The organism is Myxococcus sp. NMCA1 (assembly GCF_026810205.1).
Classification (GTDB): Bacteria; Myxococcota; Myxococcia; order Myxococcales; family Myxococcaceae; genus Myxococcus; species Myxococcus xanthus_A.
Genome location: NZ_CP113950.1, coordinates 68,601 through 85,201, shown reverse-complemented (window position 1 = coordinate 85,201; position 16,601 = coordinate 68,601). Strand labels below are relative to the sequence as shown.

The window sequence follows — 16,601 nt, the reverse complement described above, 5'->3', positions numbered from 1 at the left end:
GCGGCTCAGGAGCCGCTGCAACGAACCTGGATCGGGTGGCTCTCCAGCACCACGCACTCGCCGCTGCTGCACTTGAACAAGTCACAGATTTCCGGGGACTGGACGCAGCGGACTTCGGGGCCAGCGCCCAGGTTGAACGAGGCGCAGGAGAGCCCCTCTGGGCATTGCTTCTGCTCTCCAGTGCATGCAGGGCCGAGCACCTGGCCCTCCTTCAACGACAGCCTGGATTCATTCGACGGGGGCACCTCGCCTTCGGCGCCACGACAGCCCGCCAGGATGAACGCGGCGATGATCCACTTCAGCCCCGGAACACGCTTGCCTTGCTTCATCATGAATGTCCTCCCACGAACCAGTGACTGTCCGAGCCAAGCAAGACATACGCCAACGCAGACGAGGCCCGTAGGCTGAGCAACCACCCGCGTGACGCCGACGACGCCATGCTCCAAGGGGTGCCTCGGAAATCCAAGGGCCCCCAAGTCGCCCTCAGTTTCCCGAGGTCGTCGACTGACCGGAAGTGAGCTTAGAGATCCGCGAACAAGTCGACGGCCGCCTGAGCGAGCAAAGCCCGGTCGACCTCTTCGAGTCCTTCTGCATAGGCAATGATATCCAGCACACCTGCGGCATCCGTGCTCCAGAACAAGCGCTGCAGTTTGGCACGGAGCGCCTGCCCTTCCTCGCCGGCCTGCTTCAGTGATGCGCGCACGTCATCCAGCCCCACGAGCTTGACGTAGGCAAAGATGTCGAAGCAGTCCTTGGTCTCCGTTGGCCGCTGCTCCAACTTGGCGCGAACCTTCATCGAGAGGAATCCAACTGCGTCCGGCAGCCGGATTCGCAGCGAGGTCTCTCCCATTGGGAGAAACACGGGCTGACTTCCACGCAGCGCCAACCGCGCATCAGGCAGCGGCGTCATGTTCGTGGGGAGTTGTTCCAAATCGACTCCAGCAGGTGCGAACAGGTCGAGGTGCATCACCCCTCCCGGAAGGGTTTTCGACCAACGAAAACTGCGCGTTCGCTCGTACCCCCGGAGCTTGAGGACCTCAGGTAGACGCTCCGCCCCGAACTCGGTGCCATCCATGTCGAAGAGCAGATCAGGCTCGTGGGAATAGCCGCGCTCAATCACGGCTCCTGTGTCGGTCGTGACGGCGATGACCCCCGACCCACCCTTGCGGAGCGACTCCAACGCGAGCACCTGCCCACCGATGAGCACGACGTTCCAGGAGAGATCTCCCAGTTGCAGCAGGAGTTCGCCCAGTTCTCGCAGAATCTCTTCGAACTGCTCCTGCTCGGTCATGGCGCATCCTCTGGAATGGGCAGCGCCCGTGCGAATTGCCGCACCAGCTCATCCGCCTGCTCCTTGCCGCGCCCCCCACTTTGATGGAAGTCCACGGTCAACTGAGGCAACGCCACACCCGGGCCATGAGGAAGCGTTCGTGGCGAAAAGAAGACCCCCCCGGCATCCGTCTCAGCCGAGGGCTCTGCCCGCAGCACCCAGAAGTTATGAGGCATCAGCCGGCGCAGCCCGAAGGCTTCGACAGCCGCGTCGATAGAGCCCGTGAGATAGAGCCCGTGAGGCAGTCCCGACACGAAGCGCTCTTCAGGTAGCAAGGCGCTCGCCAGCGTGTAGATGCCCCGAATGCCTTGGGCCTTCAATCGCTCAAGGCCCTTCCCCAACAACTCCGGCGTGGTGGAAGGCGCGTTGAAACCGTCCAGTGTCACGGAGGTCTTCTCGCCACTTGCCATCCACGCCCTCAGCAGGCGCACGGGAGCCCTCAGCCGAAACCCACTCCGCTTGCCGACCGGCTCGACATACCCATCGAGCACGAGGTGGCGGACGACGCCGTACGCATAGGAGTAACTGGTCTGCGTCCGCTCCGACAACGCGCGGACCGTCTGCGCTTCTCCCGGCGACTGCAACAGGGTCCGGACAATGCGGCACCCCTTCCCGTGGAACACCGGCTCACGGGGACGCCGCTGCGACGGTTCGCGCCCCTGTACACGAATGAAGGTGCTGCCTGAGCGCAGGAAGAATGTTCCTCGCTGATCGACCAATGCGACGTCTTCATGCTCGCAGGCCGCGATGACTCCAGATGACGCGGAATCCGTCGCAATCATCGGGATGCGGACAACGGGCAGGCGCTCGGCGGTCCCATCCCGCTGGTCCAGCGCCACGCTCGCCGCGCGCAGGCGTTCCCGAAGTGAGTGAACGTCCGCCGGGAGCAACGGCGCGCGGTAGGCTATCAGGACCGGCACTCGTACCTGGGGGAGAACCACCTCGGCGAGTTCATAGACCGCCTGCCCACCAGGTCCTCTGCGCGGCAACAGGAAGACGTCTTGGCGCAGGAGTTCCACCCCCCGAGGCAATCGGAGGTCCTGCTTCCAGAATGCTTCTCGAAACTCCGCAGTCGAGTCCATTAACTCTGTCGATAATATGCAGATATGCGTAAGATACGTGCGCATATTGGCCGAAAACGGCCAATATCGACAAAATTAACGAACAATGCGCTCCAAGGGCGTCCCGGCTGGCCTCCCCCCAAGCTGCCCCCTCAGTTCCCCGAGGTCTTCGACTGCTGCGCGGGCGCCGACACAGGCCCACGCGGCGCCGGCGCCTCGGGACGCGTGAGCGTGCCGGGCATCTCCGCCAGCGCGTACGTCATCCACGCCACGGCGGCGGTGCTGCGCGCCAGGTCCTGCGGATCCACCTTGTCCAGCGTGTCCGCCTCCGTGTGGTGCACGTCGAAGTAGCGGCTGCTGTCCACCTCCACGCCGAAGAAGGGCACGCGCGCGGGCATCAGCGGGCTGATGTCCGCCCCACCCGCCTCGCGCGCGGAGAACTGCGTCACGCCCAGCGCCGTCAGCGGCGGCAGCCACGGGCGCAGCAGGTCCTGCCCGCCCTCGCCCGCGCGCACGCTGACGCTCACGGGCCGCCCGCCGCCCGCGTCCATCTCCAACGCGCCCACGTGCCGAGGCAGCTCCGCGGCGTGCGCTTCCGCATAGGCCCGCCCACCGCGCAGGCCGTTCTCCTCGTTCATGAAGAGCACCACCCGCACCGTGCGCCGGGGCGCCTGCGGCAGCTTCGCGATGAGCCGCGCGGCCTCCATCACCATCACCACGCCCGCGCCGTCGTCATGCGCGCCCGTGCCCACATCCCACGAATCCAGGTGCGCGCCGATGAGCACGATTTCCTGCGGCTTCTCCCGGCCGCGAATCTCCGCCACGACGTTGGAGGAATCCGCGTCCGGCAGCTCGGAGCTGCCCAGCATCAGCTTCACGCGCACCGGGCCACCCGCCAGCAGCCGGTGGAGCAGGTCCGCGTCCTCCGTGGCCACCGACGCCGCAGGGATTCGCGGCCCCTCACTGGGGAAGTTCGTCGCGCCCGTGTGCGGCGTGCGCAGCGACGCCGTGGCCAGCGAGCGCACCAGCGCGCCCACCGCCCCGTGCTTCGCGGCGGCGGCGGGGCCTCGTGAGCGCAGCCCCGCGAAGCGCCCGTAGTCCGCGGCCACCGTCATGGTGTGGTTGAAGAAGACGAACTTCCCCTTCACCGCCGCGCCCAGCGACTCCAACTGCTCCAGCGACGTCACCTCCACCACCTCGGCGGTGAGTCCCTCGGGCGCGGTGGGCGGGCTGCCGCCCAGGGCCAGCAGCGCCAGGGGGTGCCCCCGCGTGCGCTCGGAGGCCAGCACCTCGCCGGACGCCTCGCCTCGCACCCAGTGCGGCACCTTCACCGGCTCCAACCACGCCTTCACCCCGTCGGCCTTGAAGGAGCGCAGCGCCCACTGCACGGCGGCCTCGGCGCCCGGCGACCCCGACAGGCGCGGGCCAATGCCGTCCGTCAGCTCGGCGAGCCGAGCATAGGCATGGCCATCCGTGAGCGCGGGCCCAATGAGCTTCTCGGCGGTCGCCTGCGCGTACACGGGCGCGGCGCGCTTCGCGGGGACAGCCTTGGGCGCCGGCTTCGCGGCGGGTGCGGCTCCCGACAGCAACTGGAGCGCGAGGGAAGCGGGCAGGATGAAGGTGGCGACGGGCAAGGGGCCTCCAAGGGGAGGCGCCCACTCTCCGTCGAGCCCCTGGGCCTCGCAAGCGACGGTGAGCGTCACCACCGCCCGGAAGCGGACAACGCCCGTGCGTCATGCAGGCATGGAACCGAGGGGCGGAGCGAGAATCCCAGGGGCCACCGCGCGCCGAGAGGGGGAACGCGGCGCGCGGGGCTCAACTGGGACTTCCACGACGGTGTCGCTTTTGGGGGAGGCAATCACCGCCGCCGCGTCTCACTCCGAAGAGGAAACGTGGACGGCATGTTGAAGGGCAGGCGAGCGCCCGTCAAGCACGCTCCCCCTCCGAGCCCATAATCGAACATTCACACCCGGTGAACACAGACGATTCCACTGTCACTGTCCAAGCCAGGCGATTCCCCAGGACAGCCACCGGAAGGCGGGCATCCCGTGCGGGGCGTGTTACAGGCCGGACAAAGGTAAGCGCATGCAATCCACCCTGACGCGGCGGCCCCAGGCGACGGCATTCAGCATCGAGGACCTGCTGGACCGCGTCCGGCGCGGCGAGGTGCGTCTCCCCCACTTCCAGCGGCCCCTGCGCTGGGAGGCCGGCGATGTGAGGGATTTGCTCGACAGCGTGTACCGCGGCTATCCCATCGGCACGCTGCTCTTCTGGAAGCGCGAGGCCCCCGCCGCCAGCGTGAGCTTCGGCCCGGTGCGCATCGACGCGCCCTCCCACAGCCAGGCGCTGTGGGTGGTGGATGGGCAGCAGCGCATCACCGCGCTGGCCGCGGTGCTCCTCCACCCGGAGCAGGAGCCCGCCGCGCGGGACGGCTTCACGCTCTTCTTCGACCTGGACACGCAGGAAATCGTCCAGCCCGCGCACGGCGAGCCGACGCCTCCGCATTGGCTGCCGCTCAACCGGGTGCTCGACAGCGAGCAACTGCTGGGCTGGCTGGACCGCTACCCGGGGCGCGAGAAGAACCCGGAGCACGTGCGCGCGGCCATCCGTCTGGGCAAGGCGGCGCGCGAGTACCAGATGCCCGCGTACGTCGTCGAAGCCGCGGAGGAGAAGACGCTGCGCATCATCTTCAAGCGGCTCAACACCTCCGGAAAGCCGCTCACCGACGACGAGGTCTTCAACGCGCTCTACGGCGGCACCGCGGGCTCGCGGCTGCCCAATCTGAAGGCGCTGGCCACCAGCCTGCTGGAGCTGGGCTTCGGCCGCATCGATGAATCCCTGCTGCTCAAGGCCGTGCTCGCGGTACGCGGCCTGGACTTCACCCAGGACTTCCAGAAGCAGCTCCGCGAGGAGGACGATCTCACGCAAACGCTGCTCCAGACGGAAGCGGCCCTGCGCAGCGTCATCATCTTCCTCAAGCGCGACGCGGGAATCCCTCACGGGCGCCTGCTGACGAACCCGCTCTACTTCGTGCTGCTCGCGCGCTTCTTCCACCTGCACCCGGAGCCGTCGCCGCGCACCCGAGATTTGCTCGCGCGGGGGTTCTGGCGCGGCAGCCTGGTGGACAGCTTCCTCGACAGCCGGGCCCTGTCGCCGCAGGAGCTGCTGGCCGCCATCGGCCCCGACGAGGAGCAGTCCGTCCAGTCCCTGCTGGCGCAGGTGCGGCCCCTGTCCGACGAATGGCTGGCCCAGCACGCGCAGCCCGCGACGTTTGGCCTCGCGCTGCGCTCGCGCGGCATGGCCCTCAATGCCTTGTACTCGCTCCAGCCGCGGCACCTGCGCACCGGAGCCCTGTTGGAGCCATCCCAGCTCTTCAGCGACACCGACCCCGCCAGCCTCAGCCCCGTGCTCAAGTCCCTCACCGTGCAGGAGCCCGACGCCGAGCTGAAGCTGGACCCCGCGCTGTACCGCTCCTTCCTCTACACCCCCGCCAACTACCTGATGCACCCGCCCCTGCCCGGCCAGCCCCTGCTGGACGTGCTGCGCGACGAGCCCGCGCCGGCGCCCGAGGTCCTCCAGAGCCAGGCCATCACCCCCGCCATGCGCGACACGCTGCGCGAGGGCGGCACGCTCGAATTCCTCATGCAGCGCATGGAGCTCATCGATAGACACATCATCGAGTTCCTGCGGGCCCGCACCCGCTACGAGGAGTCGGACCGTCCGTCCCTCCAATCGCTGGTCGTCGAGGAGGAGGACTGACTTGGAGCCCACCCGCACCACGGCCGGAATCCTCGACGTCCACCTGGGCGACGTGCACGTCGGCACGCTGACGCTGCTGGAGGACGAACGCATCGAGTTCGTCATCGCGGAGGAGTACCGCCAGCGCTACCCGCGCCCGGTGCTGGGACAGATTTTCGAGGACGACCTCACGCGCCGGCACGTCAGCCGCCTGCGCCTGCCTTCGTTCTTCTCCAACCTGCTCCCGGAAGGCACGCTGCGAGAGCTCATCGCCGAACGCGAGCAGGTGGCCCGCCAGCGCGAGTTCTTCCTCATCGCGCGGCTGGGTGAGGACCTGCCCGGCGCCATCGTCGTGCGGCCCGCCAGCGTGCTGTCACTCAGTGGCCTGGAGCCGCTGGAGGAGCCCCAGGCGCCCAACGCGCCGCAGGATCAGGAGCCGCTGCGCTTCTCGCTGGCCGGCGTGCAGCTCAAGTTCTCCATGCTGCGCCGGGACAAGGCGATGACGCTCCCGGCGGGCGGACGCGGCGGCAACTGGATTGTGAAGCTGCCGGACAACCGCTACGACCGCGTCCCGGAGAACGAGTTCTCCATGATGACGTGGGCCCGCGCCGCCGGCATCACCGTGCCCGAGGTGGCGCTGCTGGACGTGGCCGACATCCAGGGCCTGCCCGAAGGCATCACCCTGCGCGAGGACGTGGCCTACGCCGTGCGCCGCTTCGACCGCCCCGAACCCGGCCGCCGGGTCCACATGGAGGACCTGACGCAGGTGCTGGGGCTGTACGCGGATGAGAAGTACAAGAAGTACAACTACGAGACGGTCGCCAACGTCATCTACAAGGTCGCCGGACTGGACGCGCTGCACGAGTTCCTGCGGCGGCTGGTGTTCATCGCCGTCATTGGCAACGGGGACGCGCACCACAAGAACTGGTCGCTGCTCTACCCGGACGGCACCCGGGCCACGCTGTCACCCGCGTACGATTTGGTGTCCACGCTCCAGTACATGCCGGCGGACACGCTCGCGCTCAACTTCGCGAAGTCGAAGCGCTTCGAGGACATCTCCCTGGGCAGCTTCGAACGGCTGGCGCGCAAGCTGGCGCTGCCCACAAGTGACGTGTTGCCGGTGGTGAAGTCCGCGGTGGAAGCGTCGCTCGACACCTGGTCCTCGCTTCACGCGCAGCTGCCCCTGCCGGATGAGAGCCGCCGCCGCATCGAAGCCCACTGGAAGCGCGTGCCCCTGCTCCAGGGGCAATGAACCGGGGCCCTCCATGAGCGAAGACGCCTTCTTCACCGTCTATGACGACCTGCCCCGTCACGGCCCCGGCAGCGACGACTGCACACGGGAGGCCCTGCGACGGCTGCCTCCGCTGCCACCGCACCCGCGCGTGGTGGACCTCGGCTGTGGCGCGGGCGCGCAGACGCTGGTGCTCGCCGAGGCGCTTCGCACCCGGGTCATCGCGGTGGACCTGCACGGGCCCTTCCTCGACCAACTCCAGGCACGGACACGCGAGCGGGGCCTGGACGCGCTCGTCGAAATACAGCGGCAGGACATGGGTGCACTGTCGCTGCCCGAGGCTTCCTTTGACCTCCTCTGGTCCGAAGGCGCCATCTACCACCTGGGCTTCGGTCCGGGCCTGCGGCGCTGGCGTCCGCTGCTCGCGCCCGGAGGCGTGGCCGCCATCACCGAATGCACCTGGCTGACCGATGAGCGCCCTGACGAAATCGCGCGCTTCTGGGGTGAGGCCTACCCCACCATGGGTACGGTTTTGGAGAACCGCGCCGCCGCGGAAGCCGCGGGCTACGAGGTGCTCGACACCTTCACCCTCCCCGCCTCCGCGTGGTGGGACACCTACTACACGCCCCTGCTCCAGCGCGTCGCACACCTGCGCGCCCACGGTGACGCGTCATTGGAAGCCGCGCTCTCGGCCGCCGAGCAGGAGACCCGCCTCTATCGCCAGTACGAACACACCTACGGCTACGTGTTCTATCTGTTGCGCAGCCCGTCAGCGCCTTGACTCCGCGTATGAGCGGCCCCATCCACGAAATCAGGACATGCAATTTTTCCACAAATAGTGTCTATGTCCTGGAAAGCGCAAAGGCATCTACGAACACCTCGCATGCCATGACCCGGCCTTCCCCCCAAGCCGGCGCTGGCTGCGCCCTGGCAACCCAAGGGAAGCATGTCGACCGAGCAGTGGGCCCACCGCTTCTTCGAGCTGTCCACGGAGCCCTACGTCATCCTGGGCCGTGATGGCGTGTTGCTCGAAGCCAATCCTGCCTTTGGCCACCTGGTGGGCCTGTCTTTGACGTCACTGCGTGGCATGGCCTTGCAGGATTTCATCCCCATCGAAGACGCCGCCGTCCTGTTCGCGAAGCTGGGTTCCACGAGCCCCACCTCGCGCATCTGCCGCTGGCGCCGGCCGGATGGGTCCTGGCTGCCTCTGTCCTGGCGCATCACCGCCGCTTCGGAGTCGGAGCCGCTCTACTGCACGGTGCGGCAGGCCGAGAAGCCGTCCGCCGCCCCCTGGCCGGAGAGTGACTACCTGCCCTTCGGCCTCTACCTGGTCGACATCCGCACGCGCCGGGTGCACTACATCAACCACCGCTTCTGCCAGCTGTGGGGCATCGCCGAGTTGGAGGGCGCCATCCAGCGGGGTGAGCTGTCCCATGACGAGGTGATCCACCACTGCCTCAAGGCCGGCGACGCGGCGGAGTTCCTGCGCCTGTGCGCGGCCCCGGACCAGGGCTGCGTGCCGGGACTGGTGGAGGACGAAGCCAGGCTGTCGGATGGACGCACCCTGCGGCGGCTGTCCACGTCCTCCTCGGTGGCGGGGGACGCCATGCGCTACCGGTTGTTCGCGTTCGAGGACGTCACCGAGCGCAAGCGCACGCAGGAGGCGCTGCGCCGTTCGGAGGAGAGCTTCCGCAGGCTCATCGACCGGGCGCCCGAAGGCATCTTCGTGCACACCCAGCGGCGCTTCATCTACGCCAACCCCACGCTGCTGCGGGCCCTGGGCTACGACGACCCGGCCGAGCTGATGGCCAAGCCCATCTGGAGCATCGTCCATCCGGATGACCTGGAGCTCGTCAAGGACCGCGTGCACACCGCGGCCGTGAAGGGCGCGCTGGCCCCGCTGCGGGAGGTCCGCTACCTGCGGCGCGACGGCACCTGGTACGACGCGGAGAGCGTGGGCATCCCCATCGAGTTCGACGGGCACGAGGCCGTCGTGGTGATGGCGCGCGACATCACCGAACGCAAGCAGGCCCAGTCGCAGCTCCTGCAGAACGACCGCATGGTGCTGGCCGGCACACTGGCGCGGGCGTGGGGCACGAAATCAACAACCCGCTGACCTACGTCATGGCCAACCTGGCCTCGGCCATGGAGTCCGTGAGCCGCCTGGGCGCGGAGCTGACGCGGGCCGGGGAGCGCGGTCTCAGCAGCGTGGCGTGGCCCGTGACGCTGCAGGACACGGAGGCCCTGCTGAAGGAGGCGCAGGAAGGCGCCATGCGCGTGCGCAACATCGTGCGGGATTTGAAGTTCATCTCCCGTCAGGATGAGGAGCGGCGCGAAGCGGTGGACGTGCGGCAGCCGCTGGACTTCTCCATCAACATGGCCGCCAGCCAGCTGCGCCACCGGGCGCGGCTCATCAAGAAGTACGATTCCGTCCCCCTCGTGTTCGCGGACGGCTCGCGCCTGGGCCAGGTGTTCCTCAACCTGCTGGTGAACGCGGCGCAGGCCATCCCCGAAGGCAACGCCGAGGAGCACCACATCACCGTGTGGGTCCGCGCCGGGCCGCCGGGCAGCGTGCTGGTGGACGTGAGCGACTCCGGCTGCGGCATGGCGCCCGCGGTGCTCTCCCGCGTCTTCGACCCCTTCTTCACCACCAAGCCCGTGGGCAAGGGCACGGGGCTGGGACTGTCCATCTGCCACAGCCTCATCCGCAAGCTGGGCGGTGACATCACCGTCCGCAGCGAGCTGGGCCAGGGAACCACCTTCACCGTCACCCTGCCCACGGCGCCGGACGCCGTCCCCACCCAGGCCGCGCCAGTGGCACCCGCGCCCCACGCCGAGCGGCGGGGACAGGTGCTGGTGATTGACGACGAGCCCGCGGTGGGCCGCTCCCTGGCGCGCATCATCGGCATGCGGCACCGGGTGACGGTGGTGAACAACGGCGAGGACGCGCTGGCAGTGCTGACGTCGGGCGCGCCCTTCGACGCCGTCTTCTGCGACCTGATGATGCCGGGCATCTCCGGCATGGACGTCTACGAGCGCGTCCGCGAGCGCGGGGACGGCATCGCCGAGCGCTTCATCTTCATCACCGGCGGCTCGTACACCACGCGCGCCCGTCAGTTCCTGGAGCGCGTGCCGAATCTGCAGATTGAGAAGCCCTTCGACGTGGAGTCGATTCATCAGGGCCTGGGACAGCTCCTGGGTGCCTCTCGTGGTAGCGAATGACGCCGGGCGTCCTCCCGGCCCAACTGTGAAAGGAGTCCTCGGGTGATTGACGGCAACTTCGTCATCGATGCGGTGACACACGCCTACAACCTCCATCCCACGAACTACCGCGCCGGCAAGTACGCCGAGTCGCTCGCGGGACTCATCTGGGGGCTGCACAGCGGACTGTCCGGGGAGACGCACCGCGTCCCCACGGCGGAAGGCTTCCTGAAGAACTGGTCCGTGAGGGAGCTGGCGCACCTGCTCTTCGTGGAGAGCGGCGTCGACCTGGCGGTGCACCACGTGCTGCCGCTCCAGACGCTGTACCACGACGGCCTGTGCTCCTATGAGAAGACGCTGGAGATTCACCGCAACTATCCCCACCGCTTCCTGGTGTACGCGGGCGTGGACCCGCTGCGCGGCACGGCAGCGCTGGATGATTTGGAGCAGCAGTACGAAACGCTCAAGCCCAGCGGCCTGAAGCTCTACCCGGCGGCGTGGCTGGGCGACAAGTTCCGCCACACGGGCTGGCGCATGGATGACCCGAGCATCGCCTTCCCGCTCTTCGAGCGTGCGCAGAAGCTGGGCATCAAGAACATCGCCGTGCACAAGGGCTTGCCCATGGGCGCGGTGCCGCTGGAGCCCTACAAGGTGGATGACATCGGCGGGGCGGCGGATGCCTTCCCCGACCTGAACTTCGAAATCGTCCACGGCGGCATGGCCTTCCTGGACGAGACGGGCATGCAGCTGTCGCTGTTCCCCAACGTGTACGTCAACCTGGAAGTGACGGGCGCGCTCATCGTGAAGCGCGAGCGCTGGTTCGCCGAGTCCCTGGCGGCGCTGCTGAAGTGGGCGGGCCCGGAGAAAATCATGTGGGGCTCCGGGACGGTGTTCAGCCACCCGCACCCGGCGCTGCACAAGTTCTGGCATGACTTCCAGTTGCCGGACGAACTGGTGCAGGTGGCGGGCATGCAGGTGACGCCGGACGTGAAGCGGCTGATTCTGGGCGGAAACTACGCGCGCTACGCGGGCGTGGACGTGGAGGCGGTGAAGAAGAACATCGCCAACGACGAGTTCGCGAAGCTGAAGGCGCGCGGCAACATCCAGCCGTACGGCTACCGGGAGAGCCTGTATGAGTGAGCAGGCCCTGCGCGAGCGCATCCAGGACATCCCGGACCCGTGCAGCTGCGCCACCGGCGTGCCGCTGGGCATCGGGGAGATGGGGCTGATTGAGTCCGTGAAGCGCACGGAGGGCCAGGTGACGGTGCGCCTGCACATCACCTCGCCCATGTGCATGATGGCCGCCTACTTCATGCGGGAAATCGAGCAGCGGCTGCTGGCGGTGGACGGCGTCACCACGGTGAACGTGGAGTTCGACCACGACCTGAAGTGGACGCCGCAGGACATCGAGCCGGAGGCCCGCCAGCGGCTCGCGGCCAAGCGCATCACCATGTTGGGTGGCCGCTTGCTGCCCCAGGACTCGGCGCAGCGCCGCTCCTGAGCCGTGCCGCGGCGCTGGCGGGCGGGTGCGTGCCCGCCAGCGACCGCATCAGTGATTCCCCGCCGGTTCCTCCTTCACCAACGGCGCCGCCGTGGCGGAGGCGCGGTGTCTGAGCAGGCTCCGCACGGCGACGTAGAAGGCGGGGACCAGGAAGATGGCCAGGACGGTGCCGGACACCATGCCGCCGAACACACCCGTGCCGATGGCCCGCTGCGTCTCCGCGCTCGCGCCGCTGGCCACCACCAGCGGCACCACGCCCAGCGCGAAGGCGAGCGACGTCATCAGGATGGGACGGAAGCGCAGCCGCGCCGCCTCCACCGCGGCCTGGAGCGGTGAACGTCCCTGCTCCTCGAGCTGCTTGGCGAACTCGACGATGAGAATCGCGTTCTTCGCGGACAGGCCGATGATGGTGATGAGGCCCACCTTGAAGAAGATGTCGTTCATCAACCCGCGAGACATCACCGCCGCCAGCGCGCCGATGAGTCCCAGCGGCACGACGAGCATGACCGACAGCGGAATCGACCAGCTCTCGTAGAGCGCCGCCAGCACCAGGAAGACGACGAGCATCGACAGCGCCAGGAGGATGGGGGCCTCCGAGCCGGAGAGCCGCTCCTGGTAGGAGAGCCCCGTCCACTCCACCGCGAAGCCGGGTGGGAGCTCGCCAGCGATGCGCTCCATCTCCGCCATGGCGTCACCGCTGCTGAAGCCGGGTGCCGCCGCTCCTGCGATGCGCACGGCGGGGTAGCCGTTGTAGCGGACCAACTGCATGGGCCCCCGCTCCCAGACGGGCTCGGCCACCGAGGAAAGGGGCACCATCTGCCCGCGCGCGTTGCGCACGGGGAGCTTGAGCACGTCCTCCACCTGCATGCGGGACTCCGCGCGCGCCTGGAGGATGATTTGCTGCATGTAGCCCTTGTTGGGGAAGTCGTTGACGTACGTCGACCCCAGCGCGGTGGAGATGACCGAGTTGATTTCCGCGAACGACACACCCAGCGCCGCCGCGCGCTCGCGGTCGACCTGGATTCGCACCATCGAGCCCTCCGGCAAGCCCTCCTGATACGGGAAGGCGATGACCTGGCTCTCCGAGGCACGCCGGAGGACGTGGTTCATGGCGTCGTTGAGCGCCTTGGTGCCGTGTCCGGAGCGGTCCTCCAGCCGCATGGCGAAGCCCGCGCTGTTGCCGAGCCCGTCCACCGCGGGCGGAAGCACGTTGATGACCATGCCCTCGCGCGGAGAGGCGAAGCGCGCGTTGGCGGCGGCGACCTCACCCGCCGCCGTCTCACCCTGGCGCTGGTCCCAGTCGCGCATCATCACGAACATGAGACCGGCGTTCGCCCCCGAGCCGAAGAAGCCGAAGCCCTGGATGGTCAGCACGTCCTGGATGCCCTTGCGCTCGCTCAAGAAGGACTCCAGTTCCCCGAGCACGCTGTTCGTCCGCTCGGCCGTGGCGTCTGACGGGAGCTGCACCGAGACGTTGAGGAACCCCTGGTCCTCCTCCGGGAAGAAGGCGCCCGGCAGCCGCCAGAACGCCAGGGCGACCATCGCGACCACCACCGCGTACGCGAAGAACGCCCGGCCCAGGCGTCCGACAATGGCCCGGGTCCAGTTCGCATAGCGCCCCGTCACCCGCTCCAGCAGCCGGTTGAACCCGCCGAAGAAGCCGCGGCGCTTCCCCGCGTGGCCGGGCTCCACCGGGCGCAGCAGCGTCGCGCAGAGCGCCGGGGTGAGCGTGAGCGCGAGGAACGCGGAGAAGAGAATCGACACGGCCATCGCCAGGCTGAACTGGCGGTAGATGGTGCCGACGGAGCCCGTGGCGAACGCCATGGGGATGAACACGGACGTGAGCACCAGGGTGATGCCGATGACAGCGCCCGTGATTTCCTTCATCGCCTTCTTCGTGGCCTCGAGGGGGGATAGCCCCTCCTCCGCCATGATGCGCTCGACGTTCTCGACCACGACGATGGCGTCGTCGACGATGATGCCAATCGCCAGCACCATGCCGAACATCGTCAGGACGTTGATGGAGAACCCCGACGCCAGCATCACCGCGAAGGTCCCCAGCAGCGCGATGGGCGCGACGATGGCGGGAATCAGCGTGTAACGCACGCTCTGCAGGAAGAGATACATCACCGCGAAGACGAGCAGCATCGCCTCGAAGAAGGTCTGAACGACCTTCTGGATGGAGACGCGCACGAACGGCGCCGCGTCATACGGAATCGTGTACTCGACGCCCGCGGGGAACGCCCGGGAGAGGTCCGCCATCCGCTCGCGGATGCGCTCGGAGGTATCGAGCGCGTTCGCCCCCGGGGCCAGCTGCACGCCGAACGTGGCGGCGTTCTTCCCATTCTGCCGGGTGGATGAGGCGTAGCTCTGGGGCCCCAGCTCCACCTTGGCGAGCTCCTTGAGCAGCACGTTCGAGCCATCCGGGTTGGCCCGGATGATGACGCGCTCGAAGTCCGCGACGTCCAGGAGCTGCCCCTGGAGCATCAGGGGGGTGGTGACGCGCTGGCCTGGAACCGCGGGCATGTCCCCCAGCCGTCCGGGAGAGGCCTCCGCGTTCTGTGCGCGAATCGCCGCCGCGACCTCATCCACGGAGATTCCGTGCGAGATGAGCCGCTCCGGGTCCAACCAGACGCGCAGCGCGCGGGCCGGCGTGAAGAGCTGGACGCGTCCCACGCCGGGCACGCGCCGCAGGTCCTCGACCACGTTCCGGCTCAGGAAGTCACCCAGCTCGGCCTCGTCGTAGCGGCCGTCGCTCGACACGAGCGTGGAGAAGAGCAGGAAGTTGGTGGTGGTCGTCTCCACCTGGAGCCCGAGCTGCCGGACCATCTGCGGCAGCCGCGATTCGACTGTCTTCAGGCGGTTCTGGATGTCGACCTGCGCCAGGTCCGGGTCCGTTCCGGGCGCGAACGTCACCACGATTTGCGCGACGCCCGACGTGTCGCTCGACGACTCGAAGTACAGGATGTTCTTCACGCCGGACAGGCCGCGCTCAATCAACGACACGACGCTGTCGTTCATCGCGGCCGGCGTGGCGCCGGGATAGGTGGCGGTAATCGTCACGCTCGGCGGCGCGATGGACGGGTAGCGCTCGATGGGAAGCCGGGGAATGGAGATGGCTCCGGCGAGCACGATGAAGATGGCAATCACCCAGGCGAAGACCGGGCGTTCAATGAAGAATCTTGGCACGGCTTACTCCAGGTTCAGCGCGAGGCCGGGGCGTGCTGCCACTCGACGGGGGTGACCTGCTGGCCTGGCGCAAGACGGTCCTGCCCCTCGACCACGACACGCTCTCCGGCGGAGAGTCCTTCCTCCACCAGATAACGTCCGCTGACGATGCGGCCGGCGCGGACGTTGCGCGCCTCTGCGGTGTTGTCCTCTCGGATGATGAAGACCTGCGCTTGGCCCTGCGCGTCGTGAAGCACGGCCTGCTGGGGAACGAGGAGCGCATCGGCCACCTCTCCGAGCACGACGCGCGCCTTCACGAACATGCCCGGCAGGAGCTTGCGCTGCGCGTTGGGGACCAGGGCGCGCACCGTGAGCTCGCCGGAACCGGGGTCGACCGAGATGTCCGAGAACTGGACCCGGCCGCGCTCCGGATAGGGCGTCCCCGCCGAGGAGAGCACGATGACCTCCGCTCCCGCCTCTCCGGTGCCTCCCTGGAGTGACTGCAAGCCCGCCGCGCGCTCCACGGGTGACTTGATGTCGACGAAGACGCGGTCAATCTGCTGGATGACGCTCAACGGCGTGGCATCCGCGGGGCCGACGAGCGCGCCTTCGTTGACCTGGGAGATGCCGATGTGCCCCGCGATGGGGGCGGTAATCGTGGCGTAGTCCAGGTCGACGCGGGCCCTGTCCAGCGCCGCGCGGGCACGCGCCACCTCCGCGTTCGCGATGGCGAGCGCGGCCCGGGCGTCATCGTGGGCCTGCTGGGTGCTCGCTCCTTTTTCGAAGAGGGACTGGATGCGCCCCGCATGCAACTCCGCCTGGAGCCGCCCGGCCTCACTGGCCGAATGGGCCGCCGCCGCGCCTTCCACGATCGCGCGGAACACCGCCGCTTCCAGTTGGTAGAGCGGCTGCCCTTTCTGGACCGTGTCGCCCTCGGAGAAGCGCCGGCTGCGCACGAGCCCACCCACCTGCGGGCGGACTTCCGCGACCCGGAACGCGGAGACACGCGCGGGGAATTCGTCGTGAAGGACAACGGCCTCCCCCTTCACCTTCAGCGTGGACACCTCCTGGACCGGCGGTGCGAAGGCCGCTTCCTCCTGCTTGCCGTCACAAGCGAGAAGCGGGAGCAGCGTCCAAGCGAGGAGAAGGCTCGTCGACCTGTTGATAGGCATTGTTGTCTGGCGAAAACGTCGAGAGATACGCAAAAGCATACTTTTCTCACAAAGCCGCGCCCTGGTTCGCCAGCAACCAGGGAATGAAGCGCCACCTGCTCCAGCGCAGATGACATGACGAATGAGACATATCGAGGCACAAGCCCGTCACTGACGGCCCCCTCACGGAGACTCCTGACAGACGAACTCCAGACCGAGG

The 16,601-nt window shown here is 68.0% G+C and carries 13 protein-coding genes; 7 read left to right on the top strand and 6 right to left on the bottom strand.

Annotated elements, in window-relative coordinates; genetic code table 11:
- Positions 1 to 5: 5 nt before the first annotated feature.
- From OZ403_RS00395 to OZ403_RS00380, 4 genes are all read right to left on the bottom strand, one after another.
- Positions 6 to 332 carry a hypothetical protein gene (locus OZ403_RS00395; RefSeq protein ID WP_140786576.1) on the bottom strand — a complete coding sequence of 109 codons (327 nt, stop codon included), beginning with the start codon at positions 330 to 332 and terminating at the stop codon, positions 6 to 8.
- A 188-nt stretch (positions 333 to 520) separates the two neighbouring features.
- Positions 521 to 1,291: a hypothetical protein gene (locus tag OZ403_RS00390; protein WP_140786575.1), complete on the bottom strand. Its 771-nt coding sequence runs from the start codon at positions 1,289 to 1,291 to the stop codon at positions 521 to 523.
- Positions 1,288 to 2,349, bottom strand: a complete 1,062-nt coding sequence (locus OZ403_RS00385) for a hypothetical protein (RefSeq protein ID WP_268783219.1) — start codon at positions 2,347 to 2,349, stop codon at positions 1,288 to 1,290. Before OZ403_RS00385 ends, OZ403_RS00390 begins: the two co-directional genes overlap by 4 nt.
- A gap of 194 nt (positions 2,350 to 2,543) precedes the next feature.
- The gene (locus OZ403_RS00380) at positions 2,544 to 4,025 is read right to left on the bottom strand and encodes a M20/M25/M40 family metallo-hydrolase (RefSeq protein WP_268783218.1); all 1,482 of its coding nucleotides are present in this window, start codon (positions 4,023 to 4,025) and stop codon (positions 2,544 to 2,546) included.
- Positions 4,026 to 4,476: 451 nt separating this feature from the next.
- Between OZ403_RS00380 and OZ403_RS00375 the strand changes: the two genes are divergently transcribed.
- From OZ403_RS00375 to OZ403_RS00345, 7 genes are all read left to right on the top strand, one after another.
- Positions 4,477 to 6,150 (top strand): DUF262 domain-containing protein, encoded by a 1,674-nt coding sequence (locus OZ403_RS00375; protein WP_140786573.1) that lies wholly within the window; start codon positions 4,477 to 4,479, stop codon positions 6,148 to 6,150.
- A 1-nt stretch (position 6,151) separates the two neighbouring features.
- Positions 6,152 to 7,381 carry a type II toxin-antitoxin system HipA family toxin gene (locus tag OZ403_RS00370; protein ID WP_268783217.1) on the top strand — a complete coding sequence of 410 codons (1,230 nt, stop codon included), beginning with the start codon at positions 6,152 to 6,154 and terminating at the stop codon, positions 7,379 to 7,381.
- 13 nt (positions 7,382 to 7,394) lie between these two features.
- Positions 7,395 to 8,141, top strand: coding sequence for a class I SAM-dependent methyltransferase (locus OZ403_RS00365; RefSeq protein ID WP_268783216.1), 747 nt, complete (start codon positions 7,395 to 7,397; stop codon positions 8,139 to 8,141).
- Positions 8,142 to 8,306: 165 nt separating this feature from the next.
- A complete protein-coding gene (locus tag OZ403_RS00360; RefSeq protein WP_268783215.1) occupies positions 8,307 to 9,476 on the top strand; it encodes a PAS domain S-box protein in 1,170 nt (389 codons plus the stop codon).
- Complete coding sequence (locus OZ403_RS00355; RefSeq protein ID WP_268783214.1) at positions 9,449 to 10,582, top strand: hybrid sensor histidine kinase/response regulator; 1,134 nt, start codon at positions 9,449 to 9,451, stop codon at positions 10,580 to 10,582. Before OZ403_RS00360 ends, OZ403_RS00355 begins: the two co-directional genes overlap by 28 nt.
- 42 nt (positions 10,583 to 10,624) lie before the next feature.
- Positions 10,625 to 11,701: an amidohydrolase family protein gene (locus OZ403_RS00350; protein WP_140786569.1), complete on the top strand. Its 1,077-nt coding sequence runs from the start codon at positions 10,625 to 10,627 to the stop codon at positions 11,699 to 11,701.
- Positions 11,694 to 12,062 carry a metal-sulfur cluster assembly factor gene (locus OZ403_RS00345; RefSeq protein ID WP_140786568.1) on the top strand — a complete coding sequence of 123 codons (369 nt, stop codon included), beginning with the start codon at positions 11,694 to 11,696 and terminating at the stop codon, positions 12,060 to 12,062. The genes OZ403_RS00350 and OZ403_RS00345 overlap by 8 nt, the downstream gene beginning before the upstream one ends.
- Positions 12,063 to 12,110: 48 nt before the next feature.
- Here OZ403_RS00345 and OZ403_RS00340 read toward each other — a convergent pair whose 3' ends face one another.
- Together OZ403_RS00340 and OZ403_RS00335 are read right to left on the bottom strand one after the other, a co-directional pair.
- Entirely contained in the window at positions 12,111 to 15,251 is a 3,141-nt protein-coding gene (locus OZ403_RS00340) for a multidrug efflux RND transporter permease subunit (RefSeq protein WP_140786567.1), read from the bottom strand.
- A 14-nt stretch (positions 15,252 to 15,265) separates the two neighbouring features.
- Positions 15,266 to 16,402 carry an efflux RND transporter periplasmic adaptor subunit gene (locus OZ403_RS00335; protein ID WP_268783213.1) on the bottom strand — a complete coding sequence of 379 codons (1,137 nt, stop codon included), beginning with the start codon at positions 16,400 to 16,402 and terminating at the stop codon, positions 15,266 to 15,268.
- Between the last annotated feature and the right edge of the window lie 199 nt (positions 16,403 to 16,601).